The following is a 14,904-nucleotide window of genomic DNA, read 5'->3' as shown; positions in this document are numbered from 1 at the left end:
GATTCTCTTACCTTTACTTAAAGGATAGTCATGGGACTGAAGGTCATTCTGATCGTCGCGCTAGATAATCTCGAAATAACGCTCCAGCTCCCAATCCGTAATATGGCGACGGAATTCGCGGCCTTCCCAATCACGAGTGGCGGCGTAATGTTCAACAAACTCATTCCCGAATAACTCACGCGCCGCTTCCGAGCGACGCAAGGCCGCCGCGGCGTCCACCAACGTGGACGGCAACGCCAGCTGCCTGGGATGCTCCTGATCGTAGGCGTTACCGGACACCATTTCTTCCGGCTCCAGTTCGTGTTCAATACCGTAAAGACCCGAGCCAAGAGACGCAGCCAGAGCGATATAGGGATTGGCGTCGGCGGAGCCCAGTCGATATTCGACCCGCTGCGACTTGTCCGATCCGGGAATGACCCGCAGCGCGGTGGTGCGGTTTTCGCAGCCCCAGGTCGCATCGGTCGGAGCCCAGAAGCCCGGCACCAAGCGGGAATAGGCGTTCACGGTTTGCGCCATCATCGCCAGCATTTCCGGCATCAGCTTTTGCTGACCGGCGATAAAGTGACGCTGCATCTTGCTCATGTTCATGGGCTGACCGGCTTCATAGAAGGCCGACTTGCCGCTTTCTTTATGGCGCAACGACATATGGATGTGCCCGGATTGTCCGGGATAGTCGTTGGACCACTTGGCCATGAACGTGGCCATCATGTTCTTGCGCTGCGCCCATACTTTGGTGAAGGTCTTGAATAAAGCCGCCTTATCCGCCGCTGCGCAGGCCGAATCCACCGTCAATGCCGCTTCCAGTACGCCAGGTCCGGTTTCGGTGTGCAGTCCTTCCAAAGGGAAGTCCATTTTCTCGCACAGATCCAACAGCTCGTGATAAAGCTCCGCGTGTACGGAGTTACGCAGCATGGAATAGCCAAAGAAGCCCGGCGTGATCGGCTCCAGGTTACGATATCCCTTGGCGCGGGCGGAATGCGGCGTTTCGTTGAACATGAAGAACTCATATTCAAAGGCGGCGTAGGCGTCCAGCCCCATGTCTTCCGCACGACGCAGTACCCGCGACAACACATTGCGCGGACAGATACGCGCAGCGGGCCCATCAAAATCACACAAAAACAACAACATGCCCGGCTCAAAGGGGATATCGCGACAGCTCTCGGGCAGAATTTTCACCGGAGCGTCCGGGTAGCCTGTATGCCAGCCGGTATATTTAACGCCGACATTTTCATAAAGCTGGTCTTGTGAGTCCCAACCCAACACCACGTCACAGAAGGCGAAGCCGCTTTCCAGTGAGGAAAAGAACTTCTCCTTACTCATGTACTTGCCGCGCATAACGCCATCGTTATCAAACAACCCGACCTTCACATGGGTCAGATTGCGCTCTTCCACAATCCGTTTGGCGTCGGCGATAGTTTTTACGTCTCTTGTCTTTATCATTTCTAATCCGCCTTGTTGTGATTCTTGTTCAGTCCTGTTGCAGATAATGATCCTGGAGCCGGCGTGCCGGCCCCGCAATCCCTTTAAGCCAATTAACTCAATTCAGCCTCGGCCTTGGCGATGGCCTCAAACTCTTCCTCAGGGGCTTTCGCCACCAGGTGATGTCGACTATAGAAGGCGAAATACGCCACCATCACCGCATAGAACACGGCTGACCACATCGCCGCCTCCTGGCTGACCAGGAACGTGCTGATGAACGCGGCGACGGACAAGAGCAGCGCGATCCCAGTCGTCAATATGCCCCCTGGCGTGCGGTAGGGACGATGCATATTGGGCTCTTTGACTCGCAGAATGATGTGCGACAGCATCATCATGGCGTAGGAGATCGTAGCGCCAAACACCGCCATGGTGATCATCAAGTCTCCCTCTCCGGTCAATGACAGCAGAAACCCAATCACGCCCGGCACGACCAGCGCCATTGTCGGCACTTTGCGATTGCCGGTTAAGGACAGCCAGCGCGGCAGGTAACCTGCGCGGGACAAGGCGAACACCTGACGGGAGTACGCGAAGATAATGGAGAAGAAGCTGGCGATCAGGCCCGCCAGGCCCACCAGATTCACAAAGGTGGCCATCGCTGAGCTTTCGCCATATGCATGCTGCAAAGCGCCCACTAGCGGCGCGCTGTGGTCTTTCATCAACTCAGCGCTGGAGCCGCCCGGAGCCAGGAACAACACCAGTCCGCCAAAAATCAACAGAATCACCATGGCGGTGATAATGCCCTTAGGCATGTCCTGAGCAGGGTTCTTGGTTTCTTCCGCGGCTAAAGGCACCCCTTCCACCGCCAGGAACAGCCACATGGCGAAAGGAATCGCCGCCCATATCCCAAAGTAGCCCTGCGGCAGGAAGGCGCTGGCGCCCACGGCGGATTCGTTAACGGCGATATCCGTCAGGTTGGCCAGCTCAAATTCAGGCAGCATCCCCAGGATAAACACCAGCAACGCCGCCGCGGCAATGGCGGTGATGACCAGCATGATCTTCAACGCTTCGCCGGCGCCCCACAGGTGAATGCCGACAAAAATGATATAGAAAGCGGCGTAGACCAATGGACCGTTCAGACCGAACATCTCCCCCACATAGCCGCCAATGAAGATAGCGATGGCCGCAGGCGCGATAGCGTATTCGAGCAGAATGGCGGTGCCGGTCAGAAAGCCCCCAAGCGGGCCCATTGCACGACGGGCGAAGCCGTAGCCGCCGCCGGCGGTGGGAATAGCGGAAGAGAGTTCCGCCAGGCCGAACACCATGAAGGTGTACATCGCGGCCATCAGAATCGTGGCGATAAACATGCCGCCGAAACCGCCCTGCTCCAGGCCAAAGTTCCAGCCGGCGAAATCACCGGAGATAACATAAGAGACGCCAAGACTGGCCAGCAGAATCCATCCCGCCGCTCCCTTTTTTAATTGACGTTTTTCCAGATAATCATTGGATACATTCTCATAATCCACCGTTCCGACATGAGCAACTGAAGGCGCAATGCTGTTGTCAGACGCTGTGGCAGCGGACGTTTCGGCCATGGGTTTATCCCCCTGTTTATTGTTGTTTACTAGGACGACGCCCTATCTCCGCAGAGATGAGCGCGCAGGCTTCAAACACCAACCGATTCTAGGAGGCCCCAAAAAACCCAGCAAATACAATCACTTTCGCCGAAAAGCTAGTATTAGGGAAACTTATAGTGCGCTGAAATGACGCGCCAGGCGCGTTATCCGCATGCCCTGAAAGGGGAATTGAAATAAACTGCCGGGAGAAGATTTACAGCAAAACGGGGCCAAAAGGAGGCATTGTGCTGGAAAAGATAAACGCCTGGATCGACGACACCAACCGTAAGAACTACGATCGCCGCCACGCCTGCACGGAGTTCGCCCAGGCATTCGCCGGCTTTTACTCATCGGAGTTCCTGGCCAGCGCCTATTTCGTGGTGACTGACGATATTCCCAGACCTGACTTTCCAGAACTGCGCCAAATGGGATTCGGCGAATTTATCGATATGCCCGTCAACGGCACGACCTATAAAGACACTTACTACATAAGGTCTTCAGCAGTTTCCGAGTTGCGAGTGCACTTTCATGAGCTGGTTCACGTAGTGCAGTGGCGTGAGCTGGGCGCGTTGAACTTTATCCAGCGTTATATGAAGGAAATTCTGACCTGCGGTTATGCAAACGCCCCTTTGGAGATCATGGCCTATGATCTGGATAAGCGCTACGGCGCGAAAGTCGACGCCTTTGATATTCCTGAATATGTCATCAGGAACCTGTAGCCCGACATCAAGTCAGGCCAGCTCCGACGGCTCGCGCAGATGCTGATACGCCAACGACCCCATTTCCACCAGTCGGCTGCGCGCCCGCTCAAATTCGAAAGTCAGCGCGCCGCGAGTATAGAGTTCCGCCAAAGGCGCTAAGGCGGTCATATAAAGTCGCACTTTGCGCTCGTACAACTCGTCCACCAGCGCAATAAATCGCCGCGCCGCGTCATCACTTCGCGACAACACCACGGCCCTTTCCCCGGTTGCGCCGGAACCGACGCTGCCGTCTTCCGTTCCCCGCGCCTTGATCCTCTCATACGCCTCGCCGCTTAACGGCGGAATGTTAAGCAGAATAATCAGATCGAAGCGTTCAGCAAGATCAACGTAATCCAGATGACTGCGCGGTCCTTCACAAAGAGCCGCAAAATCGAAAGCAATCCTCCGCCCGGCGCGAGCCACGTAAGCGATATCGCGGGACAGCACCTTCAGCGTACGCGGCTTGTCTCTTTCCGCCACTAACTCAAAACGCTGTAGCAAGTCGCCCTCGACATCAGACAACTCAGACTGGTTACGCTCGACAAAATAAATAGCTTCCGGCTGCAATGCGCGTTCACGGTGATCCAGTCCGCCATCCATATGCAAGGTTTGCGTATGCGCCTGGATCGCAGCGATAGCAGGCAGAAAGCGAGAACGCTGCAAACCATCCCAATACAGTCTTTCCGGCGGCGTATTACTGGTCGCCACCAGCGTCACATTGAACTCAAACAGCGACTGCAACAGCCCGCCCAGCAGCATGGCGTCGCCAATATCCGAGACGAAAAACTCATCAAAACAAAGTACGGAATAGCGACGGCTGAAGTCTCTGGCGATGCGTCGCAACGGCTGAGGGGTTCCACTCAACGCCTGCAACTGCCTATGCACCGACGCCATAAAATGATGAAAATGCTGACGCAATACCTGTTCTGGATTGAGGCTGGCGACGAAAAGATCCATCAAAAACGTCTTACCCCGCCCTACTTTGCCCCACAGATACAACCCCGATACATACTCCGACCGCCCCACCAACCACCTGGGGCGACCGCCAGCGCCAGCCAACCGCTCATACAAATCCTGCAACGCATTCAAAGCCGTCACCTGCGACGAATCAGCTTGTATCTCACCTGCGTTGAGCAAAGAATCGTAGCGTTGTTTGGGGCTTATGGGAGTTGTGTACATCTGGCCTGTGAACGGTAGGATGGGCTCGTGAAATGTCACGATAGCCGTAAAATGCGTAATGCTAATAACACATCAAATAAAAAAGGGAGCAAGACGACAAAGCGTTACTCCCTGTTTTATATGCCTTCTATTTCCCTATGGAATGATTAGTAAGAACGACGACGCTTACTCGACGTTCTGCACCTGCTCTCGCATCTGCTCGATCAGCACCTTCAGCTCTACAGCGAACTGAGTGGTTTCGGTGACCAGGGATTTTGAGGAGAGGGTGTTGGCTTCGCGGTTGAGTTCCTGCATCAGGAAGTCCAGGCGGCGGCCCATCGGTTCTTTTTTGCCGAGGACTTCACGCACTTCATGGACATGGGCGTCAAGGCGATCAAGCTCTTCCGCTACATCCGCTTTCTGGGAAACAATCACCAGTTCCTGCTCCAGACGGGCGCTATCCACTGCCAGTTCCAACTCTTCGAAGCGGGCCTTCAGGGCCTCGTTTTGGCGCTCCAGGATGATGGGCATTTTCTGACGCACGCGGCCAACAATGTCCGTGATGGCGGTTAAGCGGTCTTCCAACATGGGACGAATGCGATCGCCTTCTCGTTCACGGGTCTTCACCAGGCTTTCCAGCGTCTGTTCGAACAGACTCACGGCTTCTTCTCTCACCGGCTCCAGATCCGTCTCCTCAGAGACCAGCACGCCAGGCCAATTGAGAAAGTCGAAGGCATTGATATGCGCCGGATTATCCAGGATGCGGTTGATCTGATTGACCGCCTGATTCAGCTCATTGGCGAGACCAAGGTTCACCTGATAAGAAGGGGTGGCCTGAGATTCCTGTTGGAATTTAAGCTGACACTCCAGTTTGCCTCTCTGCACATACTGACGCATCGCCTCCCGCAGAGCGGGCTCAATTTCCCGTAAGACTTCAGGGATTCGAAACATGGGCTCCAGATAACGGTGGTTTACTGAGCGCACCTCCCAGGTGAGCACGCCCCATTCTCCTCTGGATTCCTGCCGTGCATAAGCAGTCATACTACGAATCATAAAGTCTCCAATCGCGATTCCTGAATGTTGAAAAAGACGGCGCGCCGACTTTCCGTGATGAGCAATACAGCCGGCGGCAGGTATATTATTTTCGGCGGTTCAGGTTGCTGCAGCTATAGGTGAACGGCATGACGCCTTACGCCGTCGCGGAGCCTGAGCCGGCCTCATTGAATAATAGTCGTTTAAATTAGATGCAGATAGTCAGAGATGGCGATCCTGCCGGACCGCAATGAATATGCGGCGTTTTAGCGCAAACCAGATTACCAGTTATCTACCTGCCCCCTGTCGAATACCTTACCGCTAGCCACCGACGAATGCCAAATAAATATATTTTCCCGATAAACGTGAGTGCGCTTGCTGATCGCTTCCGCCAGCGCTTCGAACATTTGGTGGACTTTACCCGTATCGATCATGTCCGCCGTCAGCAGCTGAACCTGAACCGGATGGCTGTGGGTTTCCTGTAGACCGGCCACCCTGCCTTGATGAGCGTAGTGTCCTGGCGAAAGATATTCCCAGGTAATGTACACATTATCGACGTTGATATTTACGCTTTCCGCAAACTCCTTACTAATTCCCTCCAGCACCCTCGGCAAATCAGTGTCATGAGCTAACGGTAGCGACTTAATTTTAACTACCGGCATATAACCTCCTGAAAGGTTAACTCAATGAATTTTTCGGAATGGAAAATCGCCATGAAATAGATGAAAAACTCGGCGCCTCCTCAATCACAATAGCACAAGATCCGGCCCCCATTCATGCGCTTATTGGCTCTGGCGCAACTATTTTTCAACGCGCCTCAGGGCTCGATTCCCAGCCAAAACAGGCGTTGTTTAATGGCTTGCTAACCATGTCGTTCACTTATTCATATAGGCCTATCGTGCTACAATCCGCCCCCACATGAATCAATGAGAGCCAATGCATTATGAGACCCAGCGGAAGACAGCCCGACCAGACTCGCGACATCAAGATCACCAAGAACTACACGAAACATGCGGAAGGCTCCGTGCTGGTCGAGTTCGGCGACACCAAAGTCATCTGCACCGCCACGGTAGAAAACGGCGTTCCCCGTTTCCTGCGCGGTGAAGACCAAGGCTGGGTGACCGCAGAGTACGGCATGCTGCCCCGCGCCACCGGCACTCGTAACCAACGGGAAGCCGCCAGAGGCAAACAGGGCGGTCGCACCCTGGAAATCCAACGTTTGATAGGTCGCTCCCTGCGCGCAGCAGTGGACCTGAAGAAAATGCCGGAGATTTCCATCACTATCGACTGCGACGTCATACAAGCTGACGGCGGCACCCGCACTGCTTCCATTACTGGCGGATTCGTCGCGATGGCGGACGCCATCAACAGCCTGATCGCCAAAGGCCAGCTGAAAAACAACCCGATTCTGCACAAAGTCGCCGCTATTTCCGTAGGCGTTTACGAAGGCGTCCCTGTTGTGGATCTTGATTATGATGAAGATTCCAAGGCGGAAACGGACATGAATGTCGTCATGACGGATCAGGATGGATTTATTGAAGTGCAGGGAACTGCTGAAGCAGCGCCATTTTCAAGCGCGGAGCTGACGGCAATGCTGGATCTGGCTGGCAAGGGCATTCGCCAGTTGTTTGTAGCCCAGGAAGAAGTGCTACAAAGCTAAATAGAGAAAAGGGCGGACGGCGCCGCAACGCCGACTGCATGACCGCGTCCCGCCAGATAGGCGGGGCGAGGCTCCGACAAAGCCCGCCCTAGAAGTCTACGTCGTAATCGACGATCAATGGCGCGTGATCAGAGAACCGGGTTTCGGTATCGATCCAGGCGCGTTTGATAGAGCTGCGCAGCCCTTGCGTGGCGATCTGATAGTCTACTCGCCAGCCTGAATGCTTACGCCAGCCTTCCGCTGATTCCGGCCACCACGTGTATTGGTTCTTTTCCCGGTTGATCTTGCGAAATGCGTCTACGTACTGCATTTCATCAAACACCTGATCAAACCAGGCCCGTTCCTGCGGCAGAAAGCCGGACACTTCCAAGCGGTGATAGCGGGGATTGGCGTCCGTCACCAGGTGAGCAGTCTGGAGATTACCGCAGAATATAAACTGCCGGCGCTTACGCAACGTTTTCTGCAGATGATTGCCGAAAGCTTCCAGATACTCTTCTTTAGCCTGTTGTTTTTCGTCGTCCATCAATGCGCAGGGAACCATCAAAGAAGCAATGCTGACAGCGTCAAAGTCGGCCTGAATAAAAGCGCCGTTCATATCCGCCGGAGCATAGGAAAAGCCCATCATGATGGCTTTGGGAATCTGTCGGGTATAAATGCCGACCCCACCGTCTTCAAGCTTTTCCGCATCCAGAAAATAGGGCTCATAGCCTTCAGGACGATATTTGTCTTCGTCCAACTCATAAACCCGCATCCTGTGGTCCTGCACGCAAACGACGTCAGCGTCCTGGCGCGCCATCCACTCGAAGAATCCCTCTCCGACTGCGCGCTTCAGTCCGTTTACGCTGATTGTTACTACCCTCATAGATGTTACCTATAAAAATTTGCGTGTATGATACCTAATTCATATTTACTGCAAAAGAATCCAAGGGCTAAAGAAACTCTTATGCACGACTATCAAAAAGCGTTTATTGAGTTCGCCATTCAGCGTGAAGTGCTGAAATTCGGCCAATTTACACTTAAATCCGGCCGCAGCAGCCCGTACTTTTTTAACGCCGGATTATTCAATACATCCACAACGTTAGCGCAAATCGGGCACTTTTATGCGGCGGCCTTAACTTCCAGCCCGTTGCAATACGACATGCTGTTCGGGCCGGCTTACAAGGGCATTCCCCTGGTTTCCGCTCTCGCCGTTACGTTGGCCAACGAAAAAAGCATGGACGTTCCCTACGCCTTTAACCGCAAAGAAGCCAAAGCCCATGGCGAAGGCGGCGTCATCGTTGGCGCTCCGCTGAAAGGCAAGGTGCTTATCGTGGACGATGTAATTACTGCAGGCACAGCCATCCGTGAAGTCATTTCGATCATCAAGGCGAATGGCGCGGAACCCGCTGGCGTGCTCATCGCTCTTGACAGGCAAGAGCGCGGACAGCATCAGTTGTCGGCGATTCAAGAGATAGAGCAAAACTACCAGATTCCCGTCACAGCTATTATCCAGCTAGATCAAATTCTCGAGTTTCTTAAGTCTGACCCGCACTTTTCCGACAACTATAAGCAGGTTGCCGAGTATCGTGCCGTTTACGGCGTGCAAAGTTAATTCGTAACTTCCACTAAACGTAAATCAGGCAGCCACCCGGCTGCCTTGAACATCAGACTGAACCCGACCAGTATCGTCAGCACTTCAAAAGCGCGCTTCACCATCGCACTGCCTTTGGCGATGGACCAGTGCGCGCCCAGATATCCTCCGGCCAGAGCGCCCAATATCAGAGGGATAAGCCAGTCCCAGCGCACTTCCGCCTGTAGCGCCAGAGAAAGAGCGCCCGCTCCATTCCAGAAAACGCCAACCAAAACCAACGTATACGCCACCGCCCCTTGATAGCTTAGCCCGAACCACACAATCAGCCACAATGTGACGAACAAACCTGTCCCAGACGTAATGGAGCCATTCAATGCGCCGATCCCGAACAGTCCAATCGCTCCTACCGCATATCCCAATGTAGAGCGGTTCTTGCTGTGCGCCTGCATGCCCAACTGCGGCGAACGCATTGAATAAAGGCCCAACCCTGTCGTCAAAAGTCCCAACGCCATTTGCGCCGCATTATCATCAACCCCCAGAATAACCTGAGCGCCCAGTAAAACCCCTGGGAGGCCCGCCGCCAAAATGAATAACGCAAAACGCCAATCCAGCCCTTTCTCCCGCAGATGCCGGAATGACGCCCCCACTCCCAAAGCGACGCTTGCTACTTTATGAGTAGCCAAAGCCACAGAGAAACTCAAGCCTAAAAACAACAACGCAGGAAGCTGCAGCAAACCAGAGCCGCCACCAGCCAAAGCGGATAGTCCGTTGGCAATTAATGAAATTATGAATAACATTATAAAAGTCATGCTAATTCCGATATGACCTTTAAACCCACTAATCAGGGGTTACCCAAGCGAAGTAACCATAATATAACTACATGATGCCATTAAAAAAAATCAGGGGAGCAAAGATTGCCGCAGGCGTACTGCTCTGCCTGATGTCGCTAACATTCGTACAGGCCGAAACCCTATTTTATCGATACAAGGACCAAAACGGCACATTAGTGTTAGGGAACTCCGTACCACCGGAGGCGGCTAAAAAGGGTTACCAGATTGTTGATGCATTCGGTCGCGTGATTAAGGACATCCCCGCCGCATTGACCCCGGAACAGATTATCGAACGTGATCGTAAGCTGGCGGAGAAAGCGCAAAAGGAAGAGGAAGCCCGCAAACAACGCGAAGCGGATGAACTCCTCCTGCGGCTTTTCAGCCACCCGGATGACGCCGCCCGCGCCCGCGATCGCAAACTGCAAGAGCTGGACGGGTTAATCAGCCTCAAGCGTAATAATATTGAGGTGCTGGAAAAGAAGGTGGCGAGCCAGGAATCTCGAGCGGCGGACGCGGAAAGAGCAGGACGCGCAGTACCACAGGATTTACTGGATGAAATTCAGCGAGACACCAGCCAAGTACAACGGCTACAGAGTGAGATCGCCGCGCATGAAAAGGATCGTGAAGAAACCACCGCTGACTACGCTCAGAAAATTGAGCGCCTGAAATTCCTGCTTGAAAAAATCAACAACTGATCCGCTTTTCCGCCCCACCTAACCAAAAGAGCGCCAATCGGCGCCCTTTTGTCAAGAGTGCGAACTCTTAGGCTGCAGCTTCTTCCTCAGTAGTCTTAGAGGCCGGCTTTTCTGCAGTTTTTGTCGTTTTCTTAGCCGCGGCTTTGGATTTTTTGGCCTCGTCGTCGCTATCTTTTTCTGCGCCTTCGATCTTGGCCACCAGGTCCGCAGCAAAGTCGTTTACACGCTGATTCCATGCGCGGAACGAAGAGTAAACGTTATCCAGCATGTGGTCGTGCATTTCGCGCACGGACTTAACGGACAAATTCTTAGCTTCCTGCTCTATTTTCTCCGCGTATTCGAAAGGTTTCGCAGCAAGAGTGCGATGCTGCTCTTCTACTGTTTTGATTCCTTTTTCTACAGCGTCCTGAATTTGCTCCTGATATGACTTGAGCTTGCCCATCTTTGGTCTCCTACCGGTTTACTTTGAGATAAGGAACCCAGTTCCTTGCCTTGATTGCGCCCTCAAGATACGTGCAAAAATTAGAATAATCATACTAATCCAGGCCCCTTAAACAGGGGCTGAAAGGCAATTTGATCTACCTCAGAAAACGCTGGAAAAAATCCATTTACACTAGGATTGTCGCCGTTTCAGCACGGACGCGATCCCGTTAGCTATACTTTTTAAGACATTGCCGTTTATCAAAATCACAGCGCGCCCTTGATGAATATGACCGTTCGATTCCACCCTATTAATGGCGATAGCTCTAACCCGTTTCACGCTTTTTTGAAGCGGCGTTGAGCGGCTTTTCTCCACCCTTCCGCCAGTATGAACAGTCTGATTGATGCGCAATATCCGCTTCCCCATCTAGCCATGGCGCTGCTGCTTGGTCTGACCATCGGCATACAGCGCGGCTGGGTCAACCGCAACGAAGAGGCCGGCCATCGGGTAGCGGGGGTCAGAACGTTTGCTTTGATTGCGCTGCTGGGCGGTCTGACTACCTGGTTGGGCGAACAAATGGGCGAGTGGGTGCTGGCGGCGGGCATCATCGCCCTGGCGCTGATTCTTATCGCCGCTTATGTCACCAGCCAGAGACAACGTCTGGACATGAGCATCACCAGCCTGATCGCCTCAATGCTGACTTTTTTCTATGGTGCTTTGTGCGTCATGGGAGAGTTCTCCGTTGCGGCCACCATGACAGTCGTGACCGCCATATTGCTCGACCTCAAGCCGGAGCTGCACGGGTTTCTGAAAAAAATACGTGATGAAGAGCTGGACGCCGGGCTCAAGTTATTGGTGATGACCGTCTTCATGCTGCCAGTACTGCCCAACGAAGGGTTCGGTCCATGGGGCGCTATTAACCCCTATGAGGTTTGGTGGATGATTGTCTTAATCAGCGCCATTTCCTTTGTTGGCTATTTTGCAGTCAAGATAGGCGGCCCATCCAAAGGGATACTAATAACCAGCCTGTTCGCAGGTTTGAGTTCTTCTACCGCGCTGACACTGCATTTGTCGCGGGTCGCCAAAGACAATCAGGAGCATGCGCCACTTCTGGCGTCAGGCGTGTTGATCGCCTGCGGCACTATGTTCCCAAGGCTATTGCTGGTTATCTATATCGTCTACCCTCCGTTGGCTTACGCACTTGCCCCACCCTTTGCTCTCATGGCCCTCTGCGTATACGCCTCCGCGTTTTATTTCTGGCGCAGCCACTCGGGAATAAAAATCGAACAACCCGATCTCAAGCAGAATCCGCTGGAAATCTCCTCCGCTCTGTTCTTTGGCTTCCTGCTGCTGCTCATCATGTTGCTCTCCAATGCACTGCACGAATGGCTGGGAGCCAGCGGCGTCTACGCTCTCAGCGCCATATCCGGATTGAGTGATGTAGACGCGATCAGTTTATCTCTGGCCCGTCTCGCCAAAGAGCCAGAGAAAGTGGCTCTACTAGTCGCCGCCTGGGGCATTTTTATCGCCGCCTGCAGCAATAGCCTGGTTAAGGCGGGTCTCGCATGGACCATCGGCAACCGTCCATTGGGAGTTAAAGTCGCAACCGCACTCGCCGCTTCCGGCGTTGCGGGACTGGCGACTTTGCTCCTGAACCCTATCCAAATCTATTAATCACCGATCAACCGACAACGAAGTAGAAGCTATGAAAAAACCTGAACTCCTGGCGCCAGCCGGCTCACTCAAACACATGCGTTTTGCATTCGCCTATGGCGCCGATGCGGTTTATGCAGGACAGCCTCGCTACAGCCTGAGAGTGCGGGAGAATGATTTCAATCTCGCCACGCTGGCCGAAGGAATTGAAATAGCGCGGTCACAAGGCAAAAAGTTTTATGTCGCCGCCAACATCGCCCCTCACAACAGCAAAGTGAAAACCTTTCTGGACGATATGGCACCTGTGATTGAGATGCGGCCAGACGCACTGATCATGTCCGATCCTGGATTGATCATGATGGTTCGCGACAAATGGCCGGACATGCCCATTCATCTCTCCGTGCAGGCGAACGCAGTTAACTATGCCGCTGTTGAGTTCTGGCGCCGACAAGGACTGGAGCGGGTGATACTGTCGCGGGAGCTGTCTTTGGAGGAAGTCGCAGAGATCAAGGAAAAGTCGCCACAGATGGAGCTGGAAGTCTTCGTTCATGGCGCGCTGTGCATCGCTTACTCTGGGCGCTGCCTATTGTCCGGCTACATCAATAAGCGCGATCCCAATCAGGGTACTTGTACAAATGCCTGCCGCTGGAAATACAACGCCATTCCAGCCACCCAGGATGACGCAGGCAATATCACAGCGCAGACCTGGGAGCCAACGCAGCCTCAGTCTTGCAGCTCGACGCTGGGAGATGGCGGGGTCACCTCAGAAATGTTTCTGTTGCAGGAAGATGGTCGACCAGATCAGCTGATGCCCGCCTTTGAAGACGAGCATGGCACTTACATCATGAACTCCAAAGACCTTCGCGCTGTGCAGCATGTGGAGCGATTGTGTCGCATCGGCGTGCATTCTTTAAAAATCGAGGGACGCACCAAGTCTCATTACTACGTCGCCAGGACGACGCAAGCGTACCGCCAGGCCATTGATGACGCCGTGGCTGGCGTCCCGTTTAACATGTCGCTGATGGACGATCTGGAGAAGCTTGCGCATCGGGGCTATACCGAAGGCTTTTACCGACGCCATGTACATGACGAGTATCAGAATTACGCAAATGGAACCTCGCTGTCCGGCAAGCAACAATTCGTCGGCGAAGTGTTGGAATACTCTCCTGAGAATGGTCATGCCTTGATTGACGTAAAAAACAAAATATCTATTGGAGATACCGTCGAAATTATGACACCAAGCGGAAATATGAGTTTTATTGTCAAAAAAATGGAAAATAAAAACGGACAAAATATTGACGTCGCCCCCGGCTCTGGGCATCGCATTCGCCTGCCGTTACCGGAGAACGCACCGAGTCGCCTAGACTTCAGCTTACTCATGCGAAACCTCTAGCCGCTTACCTTTAACGTGATAGACCTTTAAGCCTAGCCACATGGAAGTATGGCTATCAAATCCAAGTCGAATTATATTTTTGTGGGTAGTTAGTCACGAATTGATCATAAAAAGATAGCGTCGCGTCCGAATGTCGACTTTACTGAGCAATCAGTTCCTTTCTAAAAACTAGAAAGTCAGATGTTTTGACAATTATTAAGCCGTTTATCCGAAAGACTTCTTAAAATCGCCATGAAGATAGAATTGCTTGGCAGCGAAACCTTGCTTCGCGCCCGGAAGCTTATTGCATTTTTGTTTTTGGGAACCGTTGTTGCGACGGGTTCCGGTTGCAACCTGTCCGACTCGATAAGCGGAGACTCCCCCAAAAGCGCCGCACATAGCGGAGACGCCACACAGGGAGACGACTCATCGTCTTCCAACCCCAGCGCAGGAGTGCAAGGGCCGATTACGCCTAAAACCCTTTCCTGGAACACACCCTGGACCCGAGAAGACGGTTCATCCCTCGCCCTTAGCGAAATTGCCGCGTATGAAGTGGCCTATCGCAACCTTTCCGAAGGCGACGATGGACGTGTAGTGATAGACGACGTTGGCGTCACCTCATTGAAGTTGTCAGGGTTTGCTTCAGGCAAATACGGTTTTAAGGTAAGAGTGATTGATTATGATGGCGTAGCGAGCGACTACTCTCAGGAAGTCACCGCCACTCTGAATAACGGATAGCTT

At 53.2% G+C, this 14,904-nt stretch carries 15 protein-coding genes; 7 read left to right on the top strand and 8 right to left on the bottom strand.

Annotated elements, in window-relative coordinates:
* Window positions 1–60: 60 nt before the first annotated feature.
* Both ONV78_RS05200 and eat read right to left on the bottom strand, forming a co-directional pair.
* Window positions 61–1,440, bottom strand: a complete 1,380-nt coding sequence (locus ONV78_RS05200) for a glutamine synthetase (RefSeq protein WP_127973798.1) — start codon at window positions 1,438–1,440, stop codon at window positions 61–63.
* A gap of 92 nt (window positions 1,441–1,532) precedes the next feature.
* Window positions 1,533–3,011 (bottom strand): ethanolamine permease, encoded by a 1,479-nt coding sequence (gene eat, locus ONV78_RS05195; protein WP_253938396.1) that lies wholly within the window; start codon window positions 3,009–3,011, stop codon window positions 1,533–1,535.
* A gap of 266 nt (window positions 3,012–3,277) precedes the next feature.
* Here eat and ONV78_RS05190 point away from each other — a divergent pair, with 266 nt between their 5' ends.
* The gene (locus ONV78_RS05190; RefSeq protein ID WP_216737516.1) at window positions 3,278–3,751 is read left to right on the top strand and encodes a hypothetical protein; all 474 of its coding nucleotides are present in this window, start codon (window positions 3,278–3,280) and stop codon (window positions 3,749–3,751) included.
* 12 nt (window positions 3,752–3,763) lie between these two features.
* Here the strand turns inward: ONV78_RS05190 and zapE are convergent, their stop codons facing one another.
* The 3 genes from zapE to ONV78_RS05175 all read right to left on the bottom strand — a co-directional run bounded on the left by zapE (window position 3,764) and on the right by ONV78_RS05175 (window position 6,624).
* Window positions 3,764–4,951: a cell division protein ZapE gene (zapE, locus tag ONV78_RS05185; protein ID WP_279501624.1), complete on the bottom strand. Its 1,188-nt coding sequence runs from the start codon at window positions 4,949–4,951 to the stop codon at window positions 3,764–3,766.
* Between the two features lie 165 nt (window positions 4,952–5,116).
* A complete protein-coding gene (locus tag ONV78_RS05180) occupies window positions 5,117–5,983 on the bottom strand; it encodes a YicC/YloC family endoribonuclease (RefSeq protein ID WP_279501622.1) in 867 nt (288 codons plus the stop codon).
* 260 nt (window positions 5,984–6,243) lie between these two features.
* On the bottom strand, window positions 6,244–6,624 hold the full coding sequence (locus ONV78_RS05175; protein WP_216737520.1) for a hypothetical protein: 381 nt from the start codon (window positions 6,622–6,624) through the stop codon (window positions 6,244–6,246).
* 281 nt (window positions 6,625–6,905) lie between these two features.
* Between ONV78_RS05175 and rph the strand changes: the two genes are divergently transcribed.
* Entirely contained in the window at window positions 6,906–7,622 is a 717-nt protein-coding gene (gene rph, locus ONV78_RS05170; RefSeq protein WP_279501620.1) for a ribonuclease PH, read from the top strand.
* An 88-nt stretch (window positions 7,623–7,710) separates the two neighbouring features.
* On the opposite strand, the gene ONV78_RS05165 is transcribed toward rph, so the two are convergent.
* Window positions 7,711–8,484 (bottom strand): exodeoxyribonuclease III, encoded by a 774-nt coding sequence (locus ONV78_RS05165; RefSeq protein WP_216737522.1) that lies wholly within the window; start codon window positions 8,482–8,484, stop codon window positions 7,711–7,713.
* Between the two features lie 81 nt (window positions 8,485–8,565).
* Between ONV78_RS05165 and pyrE the strand changes: the two genes are divergently transcribed.
* Entirely contained in the window at window positions 8,566–9,213 is a 648-nt protein-coding gene (pyrE, locus tag ONV78_RS05160) for an orotate phosphoribosyltransferase (protein ID WP_011400040.1), read from the top strand.
* Here the strand turns inward: pyrE and ONV78_RS05155 are convergent.
* Window positions 9,210–9,989, bottom strand: a complete 780-nt coding sequence (locus ONV78_RS05155) for a sulfite exporter TauE/SafE family protein (RefSeq protein WP_253938397.1) — start codon at window positions 9,987–9,989, stop codon at window positions 9,210–9,212. The genes pyrE and ONV78_RS05155 overlap by 4 nt on opposite strands.
* A 143-nt stretch (window positions 9,990–10,132) precedes the next feature.
* Here ONV78_RS05155 and ONV78_RS05150 point away from each other — a divergent pair, with 143 nt between their 5' ends.
* Window positions 10,133–10,717: an ABC transporter ATPase gene (locus ONV78_RS05150; protein WP_279501616.1), complete on the top strand. Its 585-nt coding sequence runs from the start codon at window positions 10,133–10,135 to the stop codon at window positions 10,715–10,717.
* A 67-nt stretch (window positions 10,718–10,784) separates the two neighbouring features.
* On the opposite strand, the gene ONV78_RS05145 is transcribed toward ONV78_RS05150, so the two are convergent.
* The gene (locus ONV78_RS05145) at window positions 10,785–11,159 is read right to left on the bottom strand and encodes a hypothetical protein (protein ID WP_216737525.1); all 375 of its coding nucleotides are present in this window, start codon (window positions 11,157–11,159) and stop codon (window positions 10,785–10,787) included.
* Between the two features lie 366 nt (window positions 11,160–11,525).
* Here ONV78_RS05145 and ONV78_RS05140 point away from each other — a divergent pair, with 366 nt between their 5' ends.
* The 3 genes from ONV78_RS05140 to ONV78_RS05130 all read left to right on the top strand — a co-directional run bounded on the left by ONV78_RS05140 (window position 11,526) and on the right by ONV78_RS05130 (window position 14,901).
* Window positions 11,526–12,812: an MgtC/SapB family protein gene (locus ONV78_RS05140; protein ID WP_279501614.1), complete on the top strand. Its 1,287-nt coding sequence runs from the start codon at window positions 11,526–11,528 to the stop codon at window positions 12,810–12,812.
* Window positions 12,813–12,843: 31 nt separating this feature from the next.
* A complete protein-coding gene (gene yegQ / locus ONV78_RS05135; RefSeq protein WP_279501612.1) occupies window positions 12,844–14,184 on the top strand; it encodes a tRNA 5-hydroxyuridine modification protein YegQ in 1,341 nt (446 codons plus the stop codon).
* A gap of 231 nt (window positions 14,185–14,415) precedes the next feature.
* Window positions 14,416–14,901: a fibronectin type III domain-containing protein gene (locus ONV78_RS05130; RefSeq protein WP_127973824.1), complete on the top strand. Its 486-nt coding sequence runs from the start codon at window positions 14,416–14,418 to the stop codon at window positions 14,899–14,901.
* The last annotated feature ends 3 nt before the right edge of the window (window positions 14,902–14,904 follow it).

It is taken from the genome of Hahella sp. CR1 (assembly GCF_029813005.1).
Taxonomy (GTDB): Bacteria; Pseudomonadota; Gammaproteobacteria; order Pseudomonadales; family Oleiphilaceae; genus Hahella.
This window is presented reverse-complemented; position numbering and strand designations above follow the sequence as displayed.

Coding starts and splice junctions, on each gene's coding strand:
- ONV78_RS05145 (WP_216737525.1), bottom strand. CDS start 11,159: ATGGGCAAGCTCAAGTCATATCAGGAGCAAATTCAGGACGCTGTAGAA.
- ONV78_RS05140 (WP_279501614.1), top strand. CDS start 11,526: ATGAACAGTCTGATTGATGCGCAATATCCGCTTCCCCATCTAGCCATG.
- ONV78_RS05150 (WP_279501616.1), top strand. CDS start 10,133: ATGTCGCTAACATTCGTACAGGCCGAAACCCTATTTTATCGATACAAG.
- pyrE (WP_011400040.1), top strand. CDS start 8,566: ATGCACGACTATCAAAAAGCGTTTATTGAGTTCGCCATTCAGCGTGAA.
- zapE (WP_279501624.1), bottom strand. CDS start 4,951: ATGTACACAACTCCCATAAGCCCCAAACAACGCTACGATTCTTTGCTC.
- eat (WP_253938396.1), bottom strand. CDS start 3,011: ATGGCCGAAACGTCCGCTGCCACAGCGTCTGACAACAGCATTGCGCCT.
- ONV78_RS05175 (WP_216737520.1), bottom strand. CDS start 6,624: ATGCCGGTAGTTAAAATTAAGTCGCTACCGTTAGCTCATGACACTGAT.
- ONV78_RS05200 (WP_127973798.1), bottom strand. CDS start 1,440: ATGATAAAGACAAGAGACGTAAAAACTATCGCCGACGCCAAACGGATT.
- rph (WP_279501620.1), top strand. CDS start 6,906: ATGAGACCCAGCGGAAGACAGCCCGACCAGACTCGCGACATCAAGATC.
- yegQ (WP_279501612.1), top strand. CDS start 12,844: ATGAAAAAACCTGAACTCCTGGCGCCAGCCGGCTCACTCAAACACATG.
- ONV78_RS05130 (WP_127973824.1), top strand. CDS start 14,416: ATGAAGATAGAATTGCTTGGCAGCGAAACCTTGCTTCGCGCCCGGAAG.
- ONV78_RS05165 (WP_216737522.1), bottom strand. CDS start 8,484: ATGAGGGTAGTAACAATCAGCGTAAACGGACTGAAGCGCGCAGTCGGA.
- ONV78_RS05155 (WP_253938397.1), bottom strand. CDS start 9,989: ATGTTATTCATAATTTCATTAATTGCCAACGGACTATCCGCTTTGGCT.
- ONV78_RS05180 (WP_279501622.1), bottom strand. CDS start 5,983: ATGATTCGTAGTATGACTGCTTATGCACGGCAGGAATCCAGAGGAGAA.